Source organism: Kribbella sp. NPDC049174 (assembly GCF_043197365.1).
GTDB lineage: Bacteria > Actinomycetota > Actinomycetes > Propionibacteriales > Kribbellaceae > Kribbella.
In genome coordinates this window covers 14,385-35,946 of the sequence record NZ_JBICSZ010000009.1, presented here as the reverse complement: position 1 = coordinate 35,946, position 21,562 = coordinate 14,385, and the positions used below count along the sequence as shown (strand labels likewise).

The 21,562-nt window shown below is 68.4% G+C and carries 19 protein-coding genes; 15 read left to right on the top strand and 4 right to left on the bottom strand.

Going from position 1 to position 21,562, the window contains the following annotated elements:
• Positions 1–10 precede the first annotated feature (10 nt).
• From ACGFIF_RS34335 to ACGFIF_RS34310, 6 genes are all read left to right on the top strand, one after another.
• Positions 11–1,306, top strand: coding sequence for an ABC transporter substrate-binding protein (locus tag ACGFIF_RS34335; protein WP_393160261.1), 1,296 nt, complete (start codon positions 11–13; stop codon positions 1,304–1,306).
• A complete protein-coding gene (locus ACGFIF_RS34330; RefSeq protein WP_393160260.1) occupies positions 1,303–2,235 on the top strand; it encodes a carbohydrate ABC transporter permease in 933 nt (310 codons plus the stop codon). Before ACGFIF_RS34335 ends, ACGFIF_RS34330 begins: the two co-directional genes overlap by 4 nt.
• A complete protein-coding gene (locus ACGFIF_RS34325) occupies positions 2,222–3,031 on the top strand; it encodes a carbohydrate ABC transporter permease (protein WP_393160259.1) in 810 nt (269 codons plus the stop codon). Before ACGFIF_RS34330 ends, ACGFIF_RS34325 begins: the two co-directional genes overlap by 14 nt.
• Before the next feature lie 10 nt (positions 3,032–3,041).
• Positions 3,042–3,803 carry an SDR family NAD(P)-dependent oxidoreductase gene (locus ACGFIF_RS34320; RefSeq protein ID WP_393160258.1) on the top strand — a complete coding sequence of 254 codons (762 nt, stop codon included), beginning with the start codon at positions 3,042–3,044 and terminating at the stop codon, positions 3,801–3,803.
• Positions 3,800–5,053: an enolase C-terminal domain-like protein gene (locus ACGFIF_RS34315; protein WP_393160257.1), complete on the top strand. Its 1,254-nt coding sequence runs from the start codon at positions 3,800–3,802 to the stop codon at positions 5,051–5,053. Before ACGFIF_RS34320 ends, ACGFIF_RS34315 begins: the two co-directional genes overlap by 4 nt.
• Before the next feature lie 69 nt (positions 5,054–5,122).
• Positions 5,123–7,168: a hypothetical protein gene (locus tag ACGFIF_RS34310; protein WP_393160256.1), complete on the top strand. Its 2,046-nt coding sequence runs from the start codon at positions 5,123–5,125 to the stop codon at positions 7,166–7,168.
• Here ACGFIF_RS34310 and ACGFIF_RS34305 read toward each other — a convergent pair.
• Entirely contained in the window at positions 7,159–7,827 is a 669-nt protein-coding gene (locus tag ACGFIF_RS34305) for a GntR family transcriptional regulator (RefSeq protein WP_393160255.1), read from the bottom strand. The two genes, ACGFIF_RS34310 and ACGFIF_RS34305, sit on opposite strands and share 10 nt — an antisense overlap.
• A 182-nt stretch (positions 7,828–8,009) precedes the next feature.
• On the opposite strand from ACGFIF_RS34305, the gene ACGFIF_RS34300 reads away from it, so the two are divergent.
• Together ACGFIF_RS34300 and ACGFIF_RS34295 are read left to right on the top strand one after the other, a co-directional pair.
• Positions 8,010–9,608, top strand: a complete 1,599-nt coding sequence (locus tag ACGFIF_RS34300) for a phage tail tip lysozyme (RefSeq protein WP_393160254.1) — start codon at positions 8,010–8,012, stop codon at positions 9,606–9,608.
• Positions 9,608–10,213 (top strand): PEGA domain-containing protein, encoded by a 606-nt coding sequence (locus ACGFIF_RS34295; RefSeq protein WP_393160253.1) that lies wholly within the window; start codon positions 9,608–9,610, stop codon positions 10,211–10,213. Before ACGFIF_RS34300 ends, ACGFIF_RS34295 begins: the two co-directional genes overlap by 1 nt.
• A gap of 3 nt (positions 10,214–10,216) precedes the next feature.
• Here ACGFIF_RS34295 and ACGFIF_RS34290 read toward each other — a convergent pair whose 3' ends face one another.
• Positions 10,217–11,089 carry a dimethylarginine dimethylaminohydrolase family protein gene (locus tag ACGFIF_RS34290; protein ID WP_393160252.1) on the bottom strand — a complete coding sequence of 291 codons (873 nt, stop codon included), beginning with the start codon at positions 11,087–11,089 and terminating at the stop codon, positions 10,217–10,219.
• Between the two features lie 175 nt (positions 11,090–11,264).
• On the opposite strand from ACGFIF_RS34290, the gene hisC reads away from it, so the two are divergent.
• Both hisC and ACGFIF_RS34280 read left to right on the top strand, forming a co-directional pair.
• The gene (gene hisC / locus ACGFIF_RS34285; RefSeq protein WP_393160251.1) at positions 11,265–12,374 is read left to right on the top strand and encodes a histidinol-phosphate transaminase; all 1,110 of its coding nucleotides are present in this window, start codon (positions 11,265–11,267) and stop codon (positions 12,372–12,374) included.
• Positions 12,371–13,093, top strand: coding sequence for an SDR family NAD(P)-dependent oxidoreductase (locus tag ACGFIF_RS34280; protein WP_393160250.1), 723 nt, complete (start codon positions 12,371–12,373; stop codon positions 13,091–13,093). The genes hisC and ACGFIF_RS34280 overlap by 4 nt, the downstream gene beginning before the upstream one ends.
• 158 nt (positions 13,094–13,251) lie before the next feature.
• Here the strand turns inward: ACGFIF_RS34280 and ACGFIF_RS34275 are convergent, their stop codons facing one another.
• Together ACGFIF_RS34275 and ACGFIF_RS34270 are read right to left on the bottom strand one after the other, a co-directional pair.
• On the bottom strand, positions 13,252–13,854 hold the full coding sequence (locus tag ACGFIF_RS34275; protein ID WP_393160249.1) for a hypothetical protein: 603 nt from the start codon (positions 13,852–13,854) through the stop codon (positions 13,252–13,254).
• A 488-nt stretch (positions 13,855–14,342) separates the two neighbouring features.
• On the bottom strand, positions 14,343–15,284 hold the full coding sequence (locus ACGFIF_RS34270; protein ID WP_393160248.1) for an EamA family transporter: 942 nt from the start codon (positions 15,282–15,284) through the stop codon (positions 14,343–14,345).
• Between the two features lie 199 nt (positions 15,285–15,483).
• On the opposite strand from ACGFIF_RS34270, the gene ACGFIF_RS34265 reads away from it, so the two are divergent.
• The 5 genes from ACGFIF_RS34265 (at position 15,484) to ACGFIF_RS34245 (ending at position 21,535) form a co-directional block, all read left to right on the top strand.
• Positions 15,484–16,683: a phytase gene (locus ACGFIF_RS34265; RefSeq protein WP_393160247.1), complete on the top strand. Its 1,200-nt coding sequence runs from the start codon at positions 15,484–15,486 to the stop codon at positions 16,681–16,683.
• Between the two features lie 342 nt (positions 16,684–17,025).
• Positions 17,026–18,192: a pyruvate dehydrogenase (acetyl-transferring) E1 component subunit alpha gene (pdhA, locus tag ACGFIF_RS34260; protein ID WP_393160246.1), complete on the top strand. Its 1,167-nt coding sequence runs from the start codon at positions 17,026–17,028 to the stop codon at positions 18,190–18,192.
• Positions 18,192–19,169 (top strand): alpha-ketoacid dehydrogenase subunit beta, encoded by a 978-nt coding sequence (locus tag ACGFIF_RS34255; protein ID WP_393160245.1) that lies wholly within the window; start codon positions 18,192–18,194, stop codon positions 19,167–19,169. The genes pdhA and ACGFIF_RS34255 overlap by 1 nt, the downstream gene beginning before the upstream one ends.
• Positions 19,169–20,596 carry a dihydrolipoamide acetyltransferase family protein gene (locus ACGFIF_RS34250; RefSeq protein ID WP_393160244.1) on the top strand — a complete coding sequence of 476 codons (1,428 nt, stop codon included), beginning with the start codon at positions 19,169–19,171 and terminating at the stop codon, positions 20,594–20,596. The genes ACGFIF_RS34255 and ACGFIF_RS34250 overlap by 1 nt, the downstream gene beginning before the upstream one ends.
• A gap of 105 nt (positions 20,597–20,701) precedes the next feature.
• Complete coding sequence (locus ACGFIF_RS34245; protein ID WP_393160243.1) at positions 20,702–21,535, top strand: EamA family transporter; 834 nt, start codon at positions 20,702–20,704, stop codon at positions 21,533–21,535.
• The last annotated feature ends 27 nt before the right edge of the window (positions 21,536–21,562 follow it).

Below are 21,562 nucleotides of genomic sequence, written 5' to 3'. Positions count from 1 at the left end.
AGGACGCACCATGCAACGCATCACCAACCGCAAGGCACTGACCGCTCTGGCGGTGGCCGGCGCGCTCGTGCTGTCGGCCTGTGGGGGCGGCGGTGGCGGCTCGGAGGCCGCCAAGGGCGAGGACAAGCCGGTCGACTCGCTGAAGTTCTACAACGACAAGGGCGGCTGGAAGGACGCCTTCGTCCAGGTCGGCGCGGCCAGCAAGAAGGACATCGGGGTCGGGATGGAGCCGGTCGGGTACTCCGACTCCAACACCTACACCGCGTTCATCCGGTCGTCGTTCCGGACCAAGGAGAAGGCGGACCTGTTCACCTGGCACACCGGTAAGGAGCTGGAGGACCTGGTCGACCAGAAGCTGGTCGCCGAGACCACCGACCAGTGGACCAAGGCGGTTGCCGACGGCGACGTGCCGGAGCAGCTGAAGCAGTACTTCACCTACGACGACAAGCAGTACTGCGTGCCGCTGAACGCCGGCTACTGGGTGATGTACTACAACAAGGCCGTCTTCAAGAAGGCCGGGATCACTCAGACCCCGAAGACCTGGCCGGAGTTGCTCGCGGTCGCCGACAAGGTCAAGGCGGCCGGGGTCAAGCCGTTCTACCAGACCAACATCCTGTTCAGCTTCGTCTGGTTCGAGACCCTGCTGGCCGGTAAGGACCCGGACCTGTACGACGCCCTCGCCGCGGGCAAGGCGAAGTACACCGACCCGGGTGTGGTCGAGGTGATGAACGAGTGGAAGAAGATGATCGACGCCGGCTACTTCAGCGACCCGGGCTCGAAGACCGAGCCGCAGGCGCAGCTGAAGAACGGTGACGTCGCGATGATCAACTTCGGCACCTGGTTCAGCGGCAACCTGAACTCGCTGAAGATGAAGGCCGGGACCGACTACGACTTCTTCATCATCCCGAACGTGAACCCGGACCTGCCGAAGACCTCGATGATCTTCGAGACCGGCCCGGTGTGCTCGGCGGCTCAGAGCGAGCACACCTCCACGGTGAAGAAGTGGACCGAGTGGTGGGTGACCCCGCAGGCGCAGACCGCCTGGGCCAACTCCCGCGGCGACCTGTCCTTCAACCCCAAGGCCGAGGTCAAGGACCCGAGCCTGGCCGCGCTCAACAAAGATGTCGGAGGCGATGGCAGTGGCAGTTACCGGCTGATCAACCGCTGGTTCGAGGCGACGCCGGTACCGGTCGCGAACAAGGCGCTCGAGGTGTTCGGCGCGTTCGTGACCAAGCCGGGTGACCCGATGCCGGGCCTGCAGAAGATCCAGGCCGAGGCGGACGCGTACTGGGCCAAGCAGAAGTGACTTCCTCCACTCTCCAGCGACCGGCGCCTGTGCAGCAGGCGCCGGTCCGCGGGCGTTCGTTGCGGCATGGCGGCCGGTCGGCCCCGTTGTTCGGGCTGCCGGCCGCGGCCGTGGTCGCACTGCTGCTCTACCTGCCGTTCCTGTGGACGACGTACGTCAGCTTCACCGACTACGACGGCCTCGCGTCGCCGGTGTGGTCCGGGCTGGCCAACTACAAGGCGATGTTCAGCGACCCGGATCTGGTCGGCGCGCTGGTCAACACGCTGTTGTGGGTCGTCGGCATGGTGACGCTCCCGGTCGTGCTCGGGCTGCTGGTCGCCGTACTGACCTATGGGCACAAGTGGGGCACGTGGTTGCGGTTGCCGTTCCTGCTGCCGTACGCGATCTCCGGTGTGGCCGTCGGCGTCATCTGGGGCTTCGTGTTGCAGCCGGACGGCGCGCTCGGCCAGGCACTCGGGTTCTTCGGGCTGCCCGGTGAGCACACCGGCTGGTTGCAGGCCGGTCCGGGGAACACGCTGATGATGATCGTGGCAGTGACCTGGCAGGCGGCCGGTGTGAACGCACTGCTGTTCGTGGTCGGGTTGCAGTCCATTCCGGCCGAGCCACTGGAGGCTGCCCGGCTCGACGGCGCGGAGGGGTTCCGGCTGTTCCTGCACCACCTCTGGCCGCAGCTCCGGCCGATCACCACCGTCGTGATCGGGTTGTCGATCGTCGGCAGCCTGAAGACCTTCGACGTCGTGTGGGTGATGACTCAGGGCGGCCCGGGTACGTCGTCGGAGACTCTCGCGCTCTCGATGTACAAGGAGACCTTCGTGCTGAACGACTACGGCCAGGGCTCCGCGATCGCGTTGTTCCTGAGCCTGGTCACCTTTGCCGCCTCGATCCTGTACCTGCGATACCAACTGGGGGAGTCGCGTGAGCAAGGTTAAGACCGCGTTCCTCGTCGTACTCGGGCTGATCTGGCTCGCGCCGGTCTACCTGCTGATCGTCAACGCGTCCAAGTCCGTCGACGGGTACGACGCGGCGACGGTGTGGAAGCCGGCCGGATTCTCGCTGTTCAGCAACTTCGCGGAGGCGTGGGACAAGGCCGCGCTCGGTGACACCCTGGTGGCGACGACGCTGTACAGCGTGGTGTCGCCGGTGCTCGCGGTGCTGATCGGTGCGGCGGCCGGGTACGCGATCGTGGTGCTGCGGCTGCGGTACGGCTTCCTGTGGTTCATCTTCATCTTCGGCGGCACGATCTTCCCGCTGCAGATGGTGCTGATGCCGCTGTTCTCCGGGTACGCCGACTCCGGCCTCTACGACACCCGGGCCGGCATGATCATCGTCTACACCGCGATCAGTGTGCCGTTCTCGGCCTTCGTGATGCGCAACTTCTTCACCGGGATCGCGCGCAGCGTCTTCGAGGCCGCGATCGTCGACGGCGGCGGCATGTTCCGGATCTTCCGCAGCATCTACCTGCCGATGGCCGGGTCGGCGCTGGCCGCGATCTTCATCCTGCAGGCCACCTTCGTCTGGAACGACCTGCTGCTGGGCCTGACCCTGAGCCAGTCCGAGTCGGTCCGCCCGATCATGCCGGCCCTGACCGGTCTGCAGAGCACGTACGGCGGCGCCGCGCTGCCAACCGTGCTCGCCGGCGGCCTGCTGGTGTCGCTGCCCACCGTCGTTCTCTTCCTGGCCGCACAACGCTTCTTCTCCCGGGGCCTCGCCCTCGGTCAGTTCTGAAAGGACACATATGAGTAGCCGCACAGTCGTCGTGACCGGCGGTGCCGCCGGGATCGGACGAGGTGCTGTCGAGCGATTCGTCGCCGCCGGCGATCAGGTCGTCGTCCTGGATCGGGACGCGGATGCCCTCGAGTACCTCCAGGACGAGCTGGGAGTCCGGGGAATCGCGGTCGATATGGGTGACCGGGGTGCCTTGGCAGGAGCTGCGGAGCAGCTCGACACCGTTGATGTTCTGGTGTGTGCTGCGGGGATTCAGCGGTACGGGACCGTTGTCGACACACCGGCCGCGGTATACGACGAGGTGATGGCGGTCAACGTCGGTGGTGTCTTCTTCGCCTGCCAGGCGTTTGTGCCGAAGCTGCCCCGGGGCGGGAGTGTTGTGGTGGTCGCCTCGGTGCAGGCCTACGCGGCGCAGAAGAGTGTGGCGGCGTACTCGATGGGGAAGGGTGCGCTGCTGTCCCTGGTCCGGGCGATGGCGGTGGATCACGCTGCCGACGGGATCCGGGTGAACGCGGTCTGCCCGGGGTCGGTGGACACGCCGATGCTGCGGACCTCGGCCGCCCAGTTCGGTGGTGGGCGGTCGACGGACGAGGTGGTCGCGGAGTGGGGCCGGTCGCATCCGCTCGGCCGGGTCGCCACTCCGGGAGAAGTTGCCGAGGTCATCCACTTCCTGGCGTCTCCGGCCGCGGCCTTCGTGACCGGGGCGGATGTGAAGGTCGACGGTGGGCTGACCGCTGGGCTGGCCGTCGTACTGCCGGAGGATCAGAAGTGAAAATTGTCGACGTCCGGGCCACGACCGTCACGATGCCGCTCGAGGCGCCGCTGCGGCACAGCAACGGTGCGCACTGGGGCCGCTTCGTGCGGACCGTGATCGAGATCGAGGCCGACAACGGACTCATCGGACTGGGTGAGATGGGCGGCGGCGGGCAGAGTGCCGAGACCGCCGTCACCGGCCTCAAGCAGTACCTGGTCGGGCATGATCCGGCGCGGACCGAGGCGCTGCGCTGGATGCTCGCCAATCCGACCGCGAGTCTGTACAACAACCGGACTCAACTGCTGGCGGCGGTCGAGTTCGCCTGTCTCGACCTGCAGGGCAAGCATCTCGGCGTACCCGTGCACGAGCTTCTGGGCGGCAAGGTCCGCGAGAAGGTGCCGTTCGCGAGCTATCTGTTCTTCCGGCATCCGGCGGACGACGGGACCGGCGAGATCCGGACCGCCGAGCAGTTGGTGAAGCACGCGCGGGAGCTCGTCGACGAGCACGGGTTCAGCGTGCACAAGCTGAAGGGCGGCGTCTTCCCGCCGGACTACGAGCGCGAGTGCTTCCGTGCGCTGGCCGAGGCGTTCCCCGGGCACCGGGTCCGGTTCGACCCGAACGGCGCCTTCGGTGTCGAGGAGGCGATCCGGTTCGCCCGCGGCATCGAGGACCTCGACAACGACTACCTCGAGGACCCGACCTGGGGCCTGAACGGGATGCGCCGGGTCCGCGAGAAGACCTCGATCCCGCTCGCCACCAACACCGTGGTGGTGAACTTCGAACAGCTCGCGGCGAACATCCGCGACCCCGCCGTCGACGTGATCCTGCTCGACACCACGTTCTGGGGCGGCATCCGGCCGTGTGTCAAGGCCGCCGGCGTCTGCGAGACCTTCCAGCTCGGCGTCGCCGTGCACTCGTCGGGCGAGCTCGGCATCCAGCTGGCCACGATGCTGCACCTGGGCGCCGTCGTACCGAACCTGTCGTTCGCCGCCGACGCGCACTACCACCACCTGCGCGACGACATCATTGCCGGCGGCAAGATTCCGTACGCCGGCGGTGCGATCGCCGTCCCGAACGGACCCGGGCTCGGGGTCGAGCTGGACCGCGACAAACTCGCCGAGTACGCCGAACTCTTCCGCGAACTCGGCCCCTATCCGTACGACCGGGACCCGGCCAGGCCGGACTGGTACCCCCTGCTACCGAACACCGATTGGGCCGACCCTGTGCCTTCGGCCGCGCCTCCGGCACGGCGTGTCATGGGGCCCTAACTCCCGGCCTTCCCTCGTCACTCCAGTCGCTTCGCTCCCTCCGCTCCTCAGTCCAGGCCGGGAGGCCCCATGACCATGACCATCCCGCGCAGCGCCGACCTGGCCAGCGACGTCCTGACCCACACGTACGACGACATGTTCAACCCGCCCGGGTTGACCAACTTCCTGGGCACCGCGCAGGTCGACCTGGACGTGTTCGCGATCCGGAGTGTGAACTTCCCGCCGTACTCGCACGGCGACTGCATCACCGGCCAGCTGTACGTCGACGGGCGGCTGGCCCGCTCGCACGGCGGCCCGGTCGACGTGGTGTGGCGGCCGGACTGCGTGGTGCGGTCGACGACGGTCGACGGCCTCGACCTACGGTCCACCACGGCCTGCGCACCGGGTCGCCCGGCGGTCGTCGTCCAGCTCGACGTGTCCGGTACGCCGGGCCGTTCGGTGCGTCTCGGGTTCGCACTGGACAGCACGGCGACCCGCTCGCCGAGCGGCTGGTTGAAGCCCGAGCCACCGTCGGAGCCGAACACGCTGACTGCGGCCGAAGGCCGCGTCATCGGTACCGGAGAGTCCGGCTCGGCGGTGAGCTTGCAGGGTCTCGACGTACCGGCGACTGTTGACCGGTCGATGCTTGAGGCAACTGTTGTGTTGGACGACTCGGGCCGTGCCCGGGTTGCCTACGTGCAAGTGCTGGCCGGGGACCTGGGTGAGGCGACACAGCACCTCGACGCCTGTGTGGCCGACGTGCCGGCGGTGATCGCCGATGCGGAACGGCTGTGGGACAAGGCGTTGGCGGAGGCCTTCGACCCGGACGGCGACGGCTTCAGCGGATCCCTGCCGATCCTGGAGACCTCGAACGACGCACTGCGCAAGCTCTACTGGTGGGGCGTGCTCGGGGTGATCTGGTTCCGGCGGGACAACCCGGCCAGTGTGATCGGGCGGACCTACGACACGTTGATGCCGCGCTACTGGCAGACCACGACGTTCATCTGGGACTACAGCCTCTCGTCGCTGACACACGCCTTGCTCGACCCGGAGCCGATGCGGAAACACATCGAGCACTGGGTCGACCTCGACATCCACAAGCACTTCGGGACCGAGTGGCTGACCGGTGGGCCGGTCGGCTACTGGTACTCGGTCAACGACTTCGCCATGACGCGGCTGGTGCGGGACTACGTGCGTTTCACCGGCGATGCCGGGTTCCTGGACTCTTCGGTCGGCGAGAAGCCGATGGCCGAGCATCTGCACGACTGGGCGACGGCGTGGCGTGGGCTGCGTGGTGAGCACGCACTCGCGGATTACGGCGGCATCGACAACCTGCTGGAGTGCGTGAGCAGCTACGTGCACGAGGTGGCCAGCTTCAACGCCGCCAACGTGTGGTGCCTGCGCGTTGCGGCTGAGGTCGCTGAGCGCTCTGGCGACGACGACCGTGCTTCGTTGCTGCGCAAGGAGGCTGACGAGCAGGCCGGTCACGTCAACGAGCTGTACATCGAGGGCGCGGGCTTCTGGCACGCACGCCAGCCGGACGGCTCACTGGTCCCGGTGCGGCATTGCTACGACTTCAACATCGTGGGTACGACGATCGCGGCGGACCTGTCGTCGGAGCAGCGCACCGAGATGGTCGAGTTCTTCCAGCGGGAGCTGCAGACACCGACCTGGATGCGTGCTCTCTCGCCGTACGACGCGGATGCTGCCTTCAGCCTGCGGCCGGACCACCAGTGGAACGGTGCCTACCCGGCCTGGCCGGCGGACGCCGGGCGGGCGTTGTTCGCGCTGGGGCGTGGCGACGTCGTACTGGACTGGTTGCCGGGGCTGGCACGCTCGGCCAACCAAGGGCCGTGTGGTCAGGCGCACTTCGTCGAGGAGGCGGTGCCGGCTATGGCGGGCGGCGCGCGGAAGTCGCCGCCACAGTTCCCGTACCTGATCGACTGGTCCTGCTCGTCGTCCGGCTCCTGGGTCAGCCTGATCCTGGAGGGCGTCTTCGGCATCGAGGTCGCGTTGGACGGCACGGTCACCGCGAACCCGCAGGTCAGCGCCCTGGACCCGGATGCGCGCCTGACCGGCCTCCGCGTCGGCTCCACGGTCTACGACGTCACGGCCGAAGGAGTCAGTCAGCTGTGAGGCATCGCGATGGCTTCGAGGAGGGATTCCTCGGCGCCGGCTAGGTGGCGGCGGAGCTCCTCGACGCACTCGTCCAGCTCGCCGCGTTCCAGCAGGCGGACCAGCTTGCGGTGGGACGCGACCTGCTGGCGGGCGTCCTGGCGGAGCGCGTCCACGCGGGCCAGCGCCAGCCTCGCCTCACCGGTGATCGAGTCGGCGGTCGCGATCAGCCGTTCGCTGCCGGTCAACGCGACCAGGCTCCGGTGAATGGCGAGATGCGTCTCCGTCATCGCCTCGGGGTCGGCGCCGTCCTTCGCGGTCGCGGCGAATGTCCGCATCGCCTCCCGGACCCGCTCCCGGGCGGCCTCGTCGGCGTCGAACCAGGCGCGGATACCGGCCGACTCCAGTACGAACCGGGCCCGGCAGATGTCCGCGACCGCGTCGGGGTGCAGGATCGCGACACTGACGCCCTTGTTCGGCTCCCGAATCGCGAGACCCTCGGTGACCAGCATGGTCATCGCCTCGCGAACGGTGCTCCGGGCAACACCCAGCGCCTCGGCGAGCGGCTGTTCGCGTAACGGCGTACCAGGTTCGAGGTCGCCGGCGAAGAGGGCGGCACGCAGCGCGTCGACCACCCGGTCCACCGTGGTCGAGCGGTCCACCCGCAGCCGTTCGTACATGGGAAGATTCTCGTCCAGTCAAGGTCCGTTGTCGCGCGCGACCCGGGGTTGGCACCCACCGGCCGCCGCGCCTGTGGATAACTCCCGACGTGATGACCCGGTTTTCGGGCAGCATTTCCCCAGGTGGCCGCCCCTCTCCACGATCCGCCGTGGAGGGCCACCGAGCCAGCGAGGAGCCGATTGTGGGTGACAGCAAGGCACTGCCGATCCTCGGCGGCATCATGCTGGTTCTGTTCCTGCCTCTGCTGATCGTGCTCGCGCTGATCGTCGGCGGCCTGGCCGGGCTGGACTCCGCCGCGGCCGGCTGCGTGCCCACCGAGTCCGAGGGCAAGGCGCTCGCCTGGCCGACCGACCGGCACGACATCGACCAGGACTGGTCGACGACGGCCGGCCGGGGCACGAGCCCGCACCGCGGTATCGACTTCGACGTCGACGAGGGCAGCAAGGTCTACGCGGCCGAGGACGGCAAGATCGTCTCCACCTCGGACGACCAGATCAGGATCCAGCACGACGAAGGTGTGGAGACCCGCTACAAGTACTTCAAGGACATCACCGTCCGGGTCGGCCAGGACGTCAAGCGCGGTGACCAGATCGGCACCTCCGGCTCGGGCAGCGAGGCCAGCCCGGGACTGACGGGATCCCACCTGCACTTCGAGCTGTGGGTCAAGAAGGAGGAAGGCGGCGACCTCGAGGCGGTCGACCCCGATCCCGACGACGACACCTTCGGCGACGAGGCCACGCAGGACACGGGCAGCTGCGGCTGCAGCACCCTGGTCGGGTCGAACAACCAGCAGAAGGCGTTCAACTACTTCGCCTCGAACGGGTACTCCAAGGAGCAGGCAGCCGGGATCGTCGGCAACATGATCCACGAGTCCGGCGTCGAGCCGGGCCGGCTGCAGAACACCCCGCCCGGCAAGGTCACCAACCCGTCCGACGCGGTCGCGAGCCCACTCGGCTGGGGCATCGTCCAGTGGACCCCGGCCGGCAAGATGATCAGCCCGTCCCGGGCCGCCGGCGTCGACGACGCGGTGATCGGCTCGCTCGAGTACCAGCTGGAATTCCTCAAGAAACAGCTGGCCGGCGAGACGGCGATCGCCGAGGGGCACGCCGGCGACATGCTCAAGCGGGCCACCACCGCCGAGGACGCCGCGGTCGCCTTCGGCCGGTACTTCGAACGCTTCGCCGGCTCCGAAGACCTCAGCAACCCGCGCTACACCCAGCGCAAGACCGCGGCGCGCGAGGTGCTGGCCACCTTCGGCGGGGGCGCCGCGGGCGAGGACGGCGGCGGTGGCTGCGGCGGCGGCACCATCGTCCAGACCGCGCTCCAGCTGGCCTGGGACACCCCGGGTCACGGTCACGCTCCCAAGCCGATCGACCCCACCTACGAGCATGCCGTGCGGGAACACAACGGCTCCTCCGGCCAGGACGAGCTGACCGACTGCGGTGTGTTCGTGGCGACGGTGATGAGGATGAGCGGTGCCGACCCGGAGTACGCCCCCCGCGGGACGAGTGTCCAGATGGACTACCTGCGTAGCTCAGGGAAGTACGACCTCTTCGACAACCTGAACAACGAGGGCCAGCTGCAGCCCGGGGACATCTTCATCATCGACGGTCACACCTACCTGTACACCGGTAACTACGAAGGCAGTGACGGGCGGACCTACAACGCGGCGTCGGCGTCGTGGCGCGGCCACGTGCCGGAGGCGACGCGGGTGTACTTCACCGACTACCGCGGTCACTACACGGTGGCCCGGCTCAAGCAATCTGGAGCATCGGACTGATGGATGAGAACCGGCGGCTGTTCATGCTCAGCGGCACCGTCGTGGTGGTCGCGCTGATCGTGCTCGGTGGATACCTGGTGTTCCGCGGCAACCCCGAGCACACACTCACGGTGAAGTCGATCCCGAACGACCTGACGCTGACCCTGGACGGTCGACAGGTCCCGGCCAACGGTGAGATCAAGGTGAAGGAAGGCAAGCACACGCTGACCGGTGAGCGGCGCGGCTTCGAGAGCTACACCCAGACGGTCCAGGTCACGGAGGACTCGCAGTACAAGATGTACCTGTTCTCCAACAGCGCCGAGGGTCGTGCCTGGGAGAAGTCGCACCCGGAGGAGCAGCTCGAGGCCGAGGGCGAGGCCGGCCGCCGCTTCGACGAGCTCAACGCCCGGCTTGCCGCGAAGTACCCGATCCTCCAGGAGCTGCCTTACATCGGCCCCGGCTTCACCGTGAACCAGGGCGTGTCCCAGGCCCACCCCGGCGACCCCGAGTTCCTCGCCTTCTACATCAAGGTCACCGACTCCGAGGGCAAGAAGAAGTCCCTCGAGTGGCTCACCGGCCACGGCTACAAACCGGAAACCCTCGAACTCATCTACACCACCAAGTAGCGCTCAGGCGGGGAGGACGACCTCGCCTCCCGGTGTGGTGACGGCGGTGAGGTCGAAGTCCAGCGGGTTGGTGAGGCAGCGGGCGGAGCCGCCGGCCTTGTGGAACTCGGTGAGGTCGAGGACGACGACGCGGAGGCCGAGGCCGGTGAGGATCTCGTGCAGCCGCGGGGAGCAGGCCGGCATGATGATCGTCTCGTTCACGACGATCGAGTTGGCGCTGAACGCGAACGCCTCCTCGTCGGTGAGCACGATCGGGTCCGGCACGATGCCGAACAGCTCGGCCTGGCTGACCGCGTCGAAGGCCGCCGGGTAGACCATCGCGTGGGTGCTGTCGACCGGGCAGAACGGCAGGTCGAGGTGGTACATCCCCTCGTGCGTGATCCGCAGCCCGCGCACCCGGATGCCCCACTCGATCGCCAGCTGCTTGAGCGCCTCCGCCTCGGTGCGCGGCCCGTACCCGACGACCAGGCTGTCGCCGAACACGAACGCGTCCCCGGACTCGAAGTGCGCCCCCATCCCGTCCGACCCGGTCCGGCCGAGGGCGAACCCGTGCCCGGTGAACCAGTCGCCCGCGGTGAGGGACTCCTTCCGCCGCGGCTCGAACCGCATGTGCGAGAGCATCGCGCGGCCGTCCGCGGTCGCCAGCCCGAGGTTCATCGCGTACACCATGTCCGGCGAGTCCGGCCGCTGCGCGAGCACCTCGACCGCACCGCCGGCGTCGAGGATCGCCTGCCGCAGCGAGTCCCACTGCTTCAGCGTCAGCTCGGGGTCCGGCTGGTCCTGGGTCGACATGTACGGGTTGATCACGTAGTCGATCCGGAAGTGGTCCGGGCGGACCATCAGATACCGGCGACCCCACTCCAGCGGCTGACCCATGAACACTCCTTCGGCTGACTCTCGTCCCATCCCGGCGCTGTGCCAGATTCCCTGATTGTCCGACAATCAGTCAGTTTGAGGCCGGACCGGTCCGGAGTCAAACGGTTCCGGTGGAGTGATCCAGGTCGCTCGGGGGAGGGTGGTTCGGGGGTGGGGTTGGGGTTAGCCTGCGGGCATGAGCGAGCGTAGCGAGCGAACAGGACACACTGCCGCAGAGGATGTGGTTCGGTTCCGCGCGTGCCTGGACGACGTGCCGGCTTACAAGCCCGGTCGTCCCCCCACGCGGACCGACGGCCGGCCGACCTACAAGTTGTCCAGCAACGAGAACCCGTACCCGCCGCTGCCGGGCGTCCTCGCCGCCGCCACCGAGGCCGCGGCGCAGATGAACCGCTACCCGGACATGGGCGCGGTCGACCTGCTCGAGGCGCTGTCGGCGCGGTTCGGCGTACCGGCGAGCGACCTCGCCGTCGCGACCGGGTCCGTCGCGCTGCTCTACCACCTGCTGCAGGCCACGTGCACCGAGGGCGACGAGGTCGTCTACGCGTGGCGCTCGTTCGAGGCGTACCCGATCGCGGTCCAGCTCACCGGCGCGACCTCGGTCCAGGTGCCGCTGACCGATGACGCGCGGCACGACTTCAAGGCGATGGAGGCCGCGCTCACCGAGCGGACCAAGGTCGTCCTCGTCTGTACGCCGAACAACCCGACCGGCCCGGTGGTACGGCGGGACGAGCTGCTCGCGTTCCTGGACGTCGTCCCGCCGAACGTGCTGGTCGTGGTCGACGAGGCGTACCGCGAGTTCATCCGCGAGCCCGACGTCGTCGACGGGATCGACGTGTACCGGGACCGGCCGAACGTCGTCGTACTGCGGACCTTCTCCAAGGCCTACGGTCTGGCCGGCTTCCGGGTCGGGTACGCCGTCGGCCACGCGCCGGTGGTGGCAGCGATCCGCAAGTGCGCGTTGCCGTTCGGGGTCAGCCACGTCGCGCAGGTCGCGGCGATCGCGTCGCTGGCCGCCGAGGAAGAGCTGCTGGAGCGGGTCGACGTGCTGGTGACCGAGCGGACCCGGGTGGTCGACGAGCTACGCGCGGCCGGCTGGGACGTGCCGGAGACGCAGGCGAATTTCGTCTGGATGCCGCTCGGCGACGACACCGTTGCCTTCGCCGAGGCGGTGCAGGCGGAGGGTGTGTCGGTCCGCCCGTTCCCGGGTGACGGTGCCCGGGTCAGCATCGGCGAGCGCGAGGCGAACGACCTCTTCCTGTCCGTCGCGCGCGCCTGGCGCAAGTGAGCTCGCTGGTCTGGATCTCGGGAGCGTCCGCCGGAATCGGCGCGGCGCTGGCCGCATCGGTGCCGTACGACGACGTACGCGTAATCGACCTGTCCCGGCGAGGCGGCGGGCCTGCCGAACACTTCAAGGCCGACCTGTCGGATCCGGCCGACTGGGCTCGCGTGGAACAGCACTTCCGCGAAGAGCTGACCGGGTACGACGGTGAGCGGGTCGTGTTCATCCACAACGCCGGGACGATCACCCCGATCGGGCCGGCGGACGGGGTCCCCGGGGACGAGTACACCCGCGCGGTCCTGCTGAACTCCGCGGCACCGCAGGTGCTCGGACGAGCCTTCCTCCGGGCGATTGCCGACCTCACGTGCGAACGCCACCTGGTGATGCTGTCGTCCGGCGCAGCCAAGACCGCGTACGCCGGTTGGTCGTCGTACAACGCGGGGAAGGCAGCTGTCGAGCACTGGGTCCGCACGGTCGGCGCCGAGCAGGAGGAGCGGACCGGTGGGCGATGCCGGGTGATCGCAGTCGCGCCTGGAGTCGTCGACACCGCCATGCAGTCCGAGATCCGCGCAACCGACGAGCGGGACTTCCCCACGGTCGGGCGCTTTCATCAGCTCAAGGAGACTGGCGCCCTCAGCACCCCGGCGGAGGCTGCCGCCGGCATCTGGTCGGTCCTGAACCGCGACCTCCGCAACGGTTCGTGCGTCGACCTGAGAGACCTGTAGGACCACGAGAAACGCCCGGACCGTGCTGGGACACGGGCCGGGCGTGGGACGGCGCCGGGAGTAGTGAGGCTTGCTCCCGGCGCCGCCGGTGGTGCTTCCGAATCAGTCACCCCACCGAGGTGGCTCCTTCGGGTCCTGCATCACTGACCAGGGAGGGGTCAGTTGTCCTGCTCGGACTCCAGCTCGCAGGTCTTCAGCGAGTCGATGGAGTTGTTGTCGTTGTCCAGACCCAGGACACCGCTCAGGTTGGTGATCGGCACGTTCCCGCCGATACCGGTCGCGGAGACCTCGTTGTGGCAGAGCTGCCACGGGCCGACGTTGTTGCGGCTGACCGACACCAGGCCGTCGTCGCCGACGCGGTACCACTTCTTGCCGTGGTTGTTCTGCTCCGAGTCGAGCTCGCAGGTCTTGACCGCGGTGACGGAGTTGTTGTCGTTGCCCCAGCCGACGACGCCGACGACGTCGCTGACCGGCACGTTGCCGCCGATGCCGGTGCCCGAGCCGAAGTTGTGGCAGGCCTGGAACGGGCCGAGGTTGTTGTCGTCAACGGCAACGAGCGAGCCGTCGCCCTTGACCCAGTGCCACTGCTTGCCGCCCTTGTAGCCGCCCTTGCTGGCCAGCGACGCGGCGTCGGCCAGGCCGGTGCCCGCAGCCTTCTTCTGGGTGTCGTCGAGCATGTTCGCGCTCACGACGGTGGCCAGGCCCAGCGTGGCGACGGTCGCCACGGCCGCGGCAGCGGCGATCTTGCGAGTTACCTGCATTATGCCAGGTTTCCTTTCGGGTTTGACGGATTCGTCTTAGTGGTAACGACACCTGCGGAGGCCGGTTACAAACTTTTTCGTCAACTATTTGATCCACGCGGGCCCTCATAGCCGACGCGTGATGACTTTGCTGACGGGGCAACGAATCCGCCCTGACCAGGCAACTTGCCGGTAACCAGGCGGTCTTGGAGCGATCCTCACTTTTGCCGTCGGCGGGCCCGTAACCGATGCCTGAGTTCGTCGTTGAGTCTGCGCGGGTGACGGATGAACCCGGTGATTCGGAAGATTGTTTTCGGTGGGCTCGGTGGTCGCCGAATTGGCAATACCATGATGAATCGGAATATCGTTGGAACGATTGCCGGAGTTTCGCGCCGTGTTTTTTCGGGGCAGGGCGCCCATCGGCAACCAGGTCCCGCTGCCGCGCGCATCGGCAGCGGTGGGAGACCCGGGTCCTCAGGGGCCCGGGTTCTTCCTTTCCCCGCCCGCGATCAGGGCCGTCGGCGGCGTTCGGCCGACACGACCACGGCCACGCCGAGGATGATGACGGCCCCGCCGAACAGGATCTGCCAGGTCACGTGCTCGTCGAGGATCAGCCACCCCAGCAGGACGGCGACCCCCGGGTTCACGTACGCATAGGTGCTGATCAGCGAGATCGGGGCGTTCGCGAGCAGATAGCTGTACGCCGAGTACGCCAGCAGTGACCCGAAGGCGATCAGGTAGCCGAGCGCGATCCAGCCCGACGTGTCGATCCGGTCGAGGTGGAGCCGCCCGGGCTCTCCTCGCAGTACGCCGATCAGGAGCATTGCCGTACCACCGAAGAGCATCTCGTAGAGCGCCGCCACCAGCGGATCGCGCGGTAGGCCCAGCCGCGGGGAGAAGCGCGAGCCGGTCGCCCAGCAGATCGTGCCCACCACCAGGATCGCCACCGACAGCGGTTTCGCGGTGGTGTTGCCGCCGGACAGGGCGAGCAGCGCCACGCCGGCGAATCCGATCAGTACGCCGACCCAGGTGAGCGCGCGCGGTCGATCGCCGCCGCCGACGCGCAGCAGCATCACCCACAGCGGGATCGCGGCCACCAGCAGCGCGGCCAGTCCGGACGGCACGGTCTGCTCCGCGATCGCGACCGCACCGTTGCCAAAGGCAAGCAGCAGCAGACCGACGACGGCCGCGCTGAGCGCTTCCTGCCGGGTGATCCGCAGTCGGCGCCAGCCCGACTTCAGTGCCAGGAAGGCGCCCAGCAGTACGCCGGCCGCGAGGAACCGGGCCGACATCCCGAGCATCGGCGGGATCTCCGCTTCCACGACGACCCGGATGCCGAGGTACGTCGAACCCCAGACGACGTACACGACCGCCAGTGCGGACCAGATCATCGCCGTGGATGCCTCACGACCACCGGCCTCGGGCAGTACGGCGGGGGAAGCGGCGGCCATCGTCGTCCTCACTGTCAGGGGTGTAATGCAAGAACAGTCATTACGCTAAGCCTGCAGCCCGAGCAGCGCAAGGTGATTTCCGGCCAGCGACCCTCGCGATCCGGCCACCGCACCCGGCGTGCGGGATTCACCGGGCGGTCAGGTCGCGGCAACCAGCGACGTGCAGTCTTCAGCCATTGCTGACAGTGAGGAGAGTGGGATGCGGGTCGCCGGTGTCTTGGTTGGTGCGCTGGTCGTCACGCTGGGCGTTCAGCCGGCGTACGCGAGTGAGCTCCCGGGGGTGACGGCCTCGGCCGAGACCGCGCCGAGCTGGGACGACGACGCGGGCGGCAACGCCAACGCCGACGACCCGGCCATCTGGATCGACCCCAAGCACCCCGAGCGCAGCGTCGTCCTCGGCACCCTGAAGAACGGCGGTCTGACCGTCTTCGACCTCACCGGCAAGGAAGTGCAGAGGTTCGCCACCCCGCCGGCGCCCGCGCCCGGCCAGGAGCCCGGCCGGTTCAACAACGTGGACCTGATCGGCAACCTCGCGATCGTCACGGATCGCGGCCGGGACCAGCTCCGGACGTACGCCGTGAAGTCCGGCCGGCTGACCGATGTCACCAGCGCCGACGCGCCGCTCGTGTTCAGCAAGGACACCGAGGAGGTCCAGGAGCAGCGGACCGCCTACGGCCTGGCGGCGACCGTCGTCCAGGGGCAGCCGATCGTCGCGGTGACGCGGCGCAGTGAGACCCGGGTCGGCTTCTTCCGGCTGGTCCCGGACGGTAAGGGCAAGGTCATCTACCGCCCGATCGGCAAGGTCGACCTGCCGAGCAGCTTCAAGCTGACCGACGGCAACACCTGGAGCCCGTGCGAGGAGCCCGGCGACCGGCCGCAGCTCGAGGGCATGGTGTTCGACCGCACCACGAACGACCTGTACGCCGCCCAGGAGGACGTCGGCGTCTGGCGGATCCCGCTGCACGGAAAGCCCGAGCTGCTCGAGAAGGTGCGCGAGTTCGGCCAGCCGGCCGCGTACGACGAGGAGACTGAGGAGTGCGCGCCGACTGGTCCGGTCAGCCCTGACGCCGGGAAGCACCTGAGCGCTGACGCCGAAGGCCTCACGATCGCCTACAAGCACGGCGTACGGACCCTGTACGCGTCCAGTCAGGGCGACTCGACGTTCGCGAGCTACCGGATCAACGGGCACCGGCTGGTCTACCGCGCCGGGTTCCAGGTGACCGACGGGCCGGCGGCAGACGGCGTCCAGCACAGTGACGGTGCGGCGGTGACGACCCAGCCGGTCGGGCCGCTGTTCCCGCACGGCCTGTTCGCTGTGCATGACGGCGAGAACACGCCTGGTGACGGCGACCGGGAGGGCACCAACTTCAAGCTGGTCCGGCTGGAGAAGCTGCCGTGATCGGTACCCAGTTGTGACACTTGTCGCACGATCCAGCGATTGCCTGTCACATGAGCGGGACGATATGACCACTGCATGGACTGGTGTCTCAGCCGAGGACCGGTTTCGGTACCGCCGTACCCGCGAGCGTCCAGACAGTTAGCGGATCAGGCAACCGCTGGGTACGGTGTCCGGCAAGTAGTACAGCCAGTGAGGCCGGTGAGGAGGTCTACTGGTACTGAGACAGTGCATCAACCCCTGGATCCACGCGGTCCTGCCTGCGAAGCCTCACCCGGCTGAAGGGCCGGCCCCCGTGCAACGTTGCGGTCGCGGCGATCCCGCGCTCGAACCCGAGGAGTGCATGTGAGTGAGTCGGTGCCGGGCATTGCCCCGGAAGTGTTCGCGCCCGTCGAGGCGCCGGTCAGTCCGTCCCAGGCCTCCGAGGAGGTCGAGTTCGTCCAGCTGCTGACGCCCGAAGGTGAGCGCGTCGAGCATCCGGACTACTCGTTCGATCTGGACGACGAGGCCGTCAAGGGTTTCTACCGGGACATGGTCCTGGTCCGCCGGATCGACACCGAGGCGACCGCCCTGCAGCGGCAGGGTGAGCTCGGCATCTGGGCGTCGCTGCTCGGCCAGGAGGCCGCGCAGATCGGCTCCGGCCGCGCCCTCAACAGCAAGGACATGGTCTTCCCGACCTACCGCGAGCACGGCGTCGCCTGGTGCCAGGGTGTCGACCCGCTGCGGCTGCTCGGGCTCTTCCGCGGCGTCGACCAGGGTGCCTGGGACCCGCGGGACAACAACTTCCACCTGTACACGATCGTGATCGGCGCCCAGACGCTGCACGCGACCGGGTACGCGATGGGTCAGCAGCGCGACCACGCGATCGGCGACGCCGAGACCAGCGAGGCGACGATCGCGTACTTCGGCGACGGCGCCAGCAGCCAGGGTGACGTGAACGAGGCGTTCATCTGGGCCTCGGTGTTCAACGCCCCGGTCGTGTTCTTCTGCCAGAACAACCAGTGGGCCATCTCCGAGCCGATCGACCGGCAGACCCGGATCCCGCTCTACCAGCGTGCGGCCGGTTTCGGCTTCCCCGGCGTCCGGGTCGACGGCAACGACGTACTCGCGACGTACGCCGTCACCCAGCAGGCGCTGAAGCGGGCCCGTGAGGGCAGCGGCCCGACCCTGGTCGAGGCGTACACGTACCGGATGGGTGCGCACACCACCTCCGACGACCCGACCAAGTACCGGCTGAACGAGGACCTCGAGCACTGGAAGCTCAAGGACCCGATCGAGCGGGTCCGGGCCTATCTGACCCGCTCGGCCGGGGTGGAGGCCGACTTCTTCGACCAGCTCGAGGCCGAGGCGGACAAGATCGCCGCGGAGCTGCGGGCCGGCTGCCTGTCCATGCCGGACCCGTCCCTGACCGACTTCTTCGACCACGTGTACGTCGAGCAGACCGCACAGCTGGCCGAGCAGAAGAAGCAGTACGCCGCGTACGCCGCCTCGTTCGAAGGTGAGGGTCACTGATGGCGAAGATCAGCCTCGGCAAGGGCATCAACATGGGCCTGCGGGCGGCGATGGAGGCCGACCCGAAGGTCGTCGTGATGGGTGAGGACATCGGCAAGCTCGGCGGTGTCTTCCGGGTCACCGAGGGCCTGCAGAAGGACTTCGGCGAGGACCGGGTGATCGACACCCCGCTGGCCGAGTCCGGCATCATCGGCACCGCGGTCGGCCTGGCGCTGCGCGGGTACCGGCCGGTCTGCGAGATCCAGTTCGACGGGTTCGTCTTCCCGGCGTACGACCAGATCATCAACCAGGTCGCGAAGATGCATTACCGCTCGCTCGGCAAGATCCGGATGCCGGTCGTGATCCGGATCCCGTTCGGCGGCGGCATCGGCGCGGTCGAGCACCACTCGGAGTCGCCGGAGTCGCTGTTCGCGCACGTGGCCGGCCTCAAGGTGGTCTCGTGCGGCGACCCGGTGGACGCGTACTGGATGATCCAGCAGGCGATCGCCTCGGACGACCCGGTGGTGTTCTTCGAGCCGAAGCGCCGGTACCACGAGAAGGCCGAGCTGGACGAGTCCGTGCCGCCGGCACTCCCGCTGCACCAGGCGAAGGTGGTCCGCGAGGGCACCGACGCGACGCTGTTCTGCTACGGCCCGATGGTGAAGACCTGCCTGCAGGCGGCCGAGGCCGCGGTCGAGGACGGCCGGCAGCTCGAGGTCATCGACCTGCGCACGATCGCGCCGCTGGACCTGCCGGCGATCTTCGCGTCGGTGAAGAAGACCCGGCGGGCGGTCGTCGTGCACGAGGCGCCGTTCTCGCTCGGCCCGGGCTCGGAGATCGCGGCCCGGATCACCGAGGAGTGCTTCTACCACCTCGAGGCGCCGGTACTGCGCGTGGCCGGGTACGACACCCCCTATCCGCCGTCGCGGATGGAGGAGGAGTACCTGCCCGATCTGGACCGGGTGCTCGACGGTGTCGACCGGGTGATGGGGTACTGATGGGCATCCAGCAGTTCCGCCTCCCTGACGTCGGTGAGGGTCTGGTCGAGGCCGAGATCGTCAGCTGGAAGGTCAAGCCGGGCGACACGGTCAAGCTGAACGACACCATCGTGGAGATCGAGACGGCCAAGTCGCTGGTCGAACTGCCGGTGCCGTTCGCCGGGACGGTCACCGAGTTGCTGGTGCCCGAAGGCGAGACGGTCCCGGTCGGTACGCCGATCATCGCCGTCGAGACCGAGGCCGCAGCCGGGGCCGACGAGGTGCTGACCGAGGACCTGGTCCCGGCCATCCCGGACGAGCCCGAAGCCGGCAAGATCGGCGGCGAGGCTCCAGGCGGCCGGACAGCGGTCCTGGTCGGCTACGGCCCCAGAACAACAGAAGCCAAACGCCGCCCCCGCAAGGGTGGTCCCGCAGCTGCGCCGGCAGCACCTGCGGCTGCTTCCGCAGCACCTGTGGCGCCGGCAGCCGTGCCTGCGCCCGCTGAGCCCGCTTCTGTCCCCACCTCCGTTGCCGAAGGCAACGGGGCGGCTGCGCATGTGCTGGCCAAGCCGCCGGTGCGGAAGCTGGCCAAGGATCTGGGCATCGACCTGGCAACCGTGACGGCCACCGGGCCGGGCGGGATCATCACCCGGGCGGACGTCGAGGCGTACACGGCGGCTCCGGCAGGCGCGCAGGCTGTCGCGCCGGCTGCGGCTGCGGTGGTGGAACCGGCGCCGGTGATCAGCGGCCTGGGTGACACCCGGGTGCCGATCAAGGGTGTGCAGAAGGTGATGGCGCAGGCGATGGTGGCCAGCGCGTTCACCGCACCGCATGTGACCGAGTGGATCACCGTCGACGTCAGCGAGACGATGGACCTGGTCGACCGGTTGAAGGGCGACAAGGCGTTCCGGGATCTCAGGGTGTCGCCGCTGCTGATCGTCGCGAAGGCGGTCACCCTGGCTGCCCGCCGTACGCCGATCGTCAACGCGGCTTGGGACGAGCAGGCGCAGGAGATCGTCTACAAGGGCTCGATGAACCTCGGTATCGCCGCGGCCACCCCGCGGGGCCTGATCGTGCCGAACATCAAGAACGCCGACTCGCTCACGCTGCCCGACCTCTGCGCGGCGCTGAACGGGCTGGTCGCGACCGCCCGCGAGGGTAAGACGCAGCCGGCTGACCAGGCGGGCGGTTCGTTCACGATCACCAACGTGGGCGTGTTCGGGGTCGACGCCGGGACACCGATCATCAACCCGGGTGAGGCCGCGATCCTCGCCTTCGGTGCGGTCCGCAAGCAGCCATGGGTGGTGGACGACGAGATCGTGCCGCGCTGGATCACCACGCTCGCACTGTCCTTCGACCACCGGATGATCGACGGCGAGAAGGGCTCCATCTTCCTCGCCGACGTCGCCGGCATTCTCGAGGACCCGGCCCGCGCCCTGATGTTCTGACCAGTACGACGCACGCGAAGGCCCGGGTGCATTGTCGCCCGGGCCTTCGTCTGCCGGTGGTGAAAACCGCCTGACCGCCCAGCACCTCGGTGAGAGGGTGGTGCGGTGCTGGTTTTGATGGTGGTGCTCGGTGCGGCCGTGCTGCATGCGACCTGGAATGCGATGGCGCACGGGGTGCCCGACCGGCTGGCCGGGTTCGCGCTGCTCGGCGTGTCATCGGGTGTGGTCGGGCTCGTCGCCGTTGTCATCAGCGGTCCACCACCGGCCGGAACGTGGCCGTACATCGCCGCCTCGATCGTCCTGCACTGTGTGTACTACACCGGCCTGCTCGCGTCGTACCAGTTCGGTCAGTTCAGTCAGATGTATCCACTGGCCCGCGGTACGTCGCCGTGGGTGGTGGCCGTGGTGTCGATCGTCGTACTGCACCAAAGCCTGGCCGTGGCCGAGTTGGCCGGCGTACTGCTCATCTCGGCCGGACTGATCGGGCTGGTGTTCATCGGACGGACCGCCGGACGCACGCAGACTGCGGCACTGCTCGCCGCCTTCGGGACCGGTCTGGCGATCGCGGCCTACACCGTGGTCGACGGGATCGCGGTCCACAAGATGCCGGTCATCACCTACATGGGCTGGGTCTTCATGATCCAGGGCTTCCTCGTGCCGATCGCCACCGTGTGCTGGCGCGGTCCGAGTGTCTTCCGGCAGCCCCGATCCGCGGTGCTCACCGGACTCGGCGGCGGGATCGTCTCGATGGCGGCCTACGGCCTGGTCCTGTGGGCCCAAACCCGTGGCACCCTGGCCGCGATCGCGGCCCTCCGCGAAACCAGCATCATCTTCGGAGCCATCATCGGCGCGATCTTCTTCGGCGAACGCTTCGGCCCCCGCCGCGCGATCGCCGCGGCCGTGGTGGTGGCCGGGATCGTGCTGATCAGTACGAGTTGAGGAGAGGGGGTCCTGGGCGGAGGACCC

Excerpts from the sequence above, each read along its gene's own strand:
- ACGFIF_RS34290 (WP_393160252.1), bottom strand. The coding sequence starts at position 11,089 with ATGGGTCAGCCGCTGGAGTGGGGTCGCCGGTATCTGATGGTCCGCCCG.
- hisC (WP_393160251.1), top strand. The coding sequence starts at position 11,265 with ATGAGCGAGCGTAGCGAGCGAACAGGACACACTGCCGCAGAGGATGTG.
- ACGFIF_RS34305 (WP_393160255.1), bottom strand. The coding sequence starts at position 7,827 with ATGTACGAACGGCTGCGGGTGGACCGCTCGACCACGGTGGACCGGGTG.
- ACGFIF_RS34275 (WP_393160249.1), bottom strand. The coding sequence starts at position 13,854 with ATGCAGGTAACTCGCAAGATCGCCGCTGCCGCGGCCGTGGCGACCGTC.
- ACGFIF_RS34310 (WP_393160256.1), top strand. The coding sequence starts at position 5,123 with ATGACCATGACCATCCCGCGCAGCGCCGACCTGGCCAGCGACGTCCTG.
- ACGFIF_RS34270 (WP_393160248.1), bottom strand. The coding sequence starts at position 15,284 with ATGGCCGCCGCTTCCCCCGCCGTACTGCCCGAGGCCGGTGGTCGTGAG.
- ACGFIF_RS34250 (WP_393160244.1), top strand. The coding sequence starts at position 19,169 with ATGGGCATCCAGCAGTTCCGCCTCCCTGACGTCGGTGAGGGTCTGGTC.
- ACGFIF_RS34255 (WP_393160245.1), top strand. The coding sequence starts at position 18,192 with ATGGCGAAGATCAGCCTCGGCAAGGGCATCAACATGGGCCTGCGGGCG.
- ACGFIF_RS34295 (WP_393160253.1), top strand. The coding sequence starts at position 9,608 with ATGGATGAGAACCGGCGGCTGTTCATGCTCAGCGGCACCGTCGTGGTG.
- ACGFIF_RS34335 (WP_393160261.1), top strand. The coding sequence starts at position 11 with ATGCAACGCATCACCAACCGCAAGGCACTGACCGCTCTGGCGGTGGCC.
- ACGFIF_RS34265 (WP_393160247.1), top strand. The coding sequence starts at position 15,484 with ATGCGGGTCGCCGGTGTCTTGGTTGGTGCGCTGGTCGTCACGCTGGGC.
- ACGFIF_RS34320 (WP_393160258.1), top strand. The coding sequence starts at position 3,042 with ATGAGTAGCCGCACAGTCGTCGTGACCGGCGGTGCCGCCGGGATCGGA.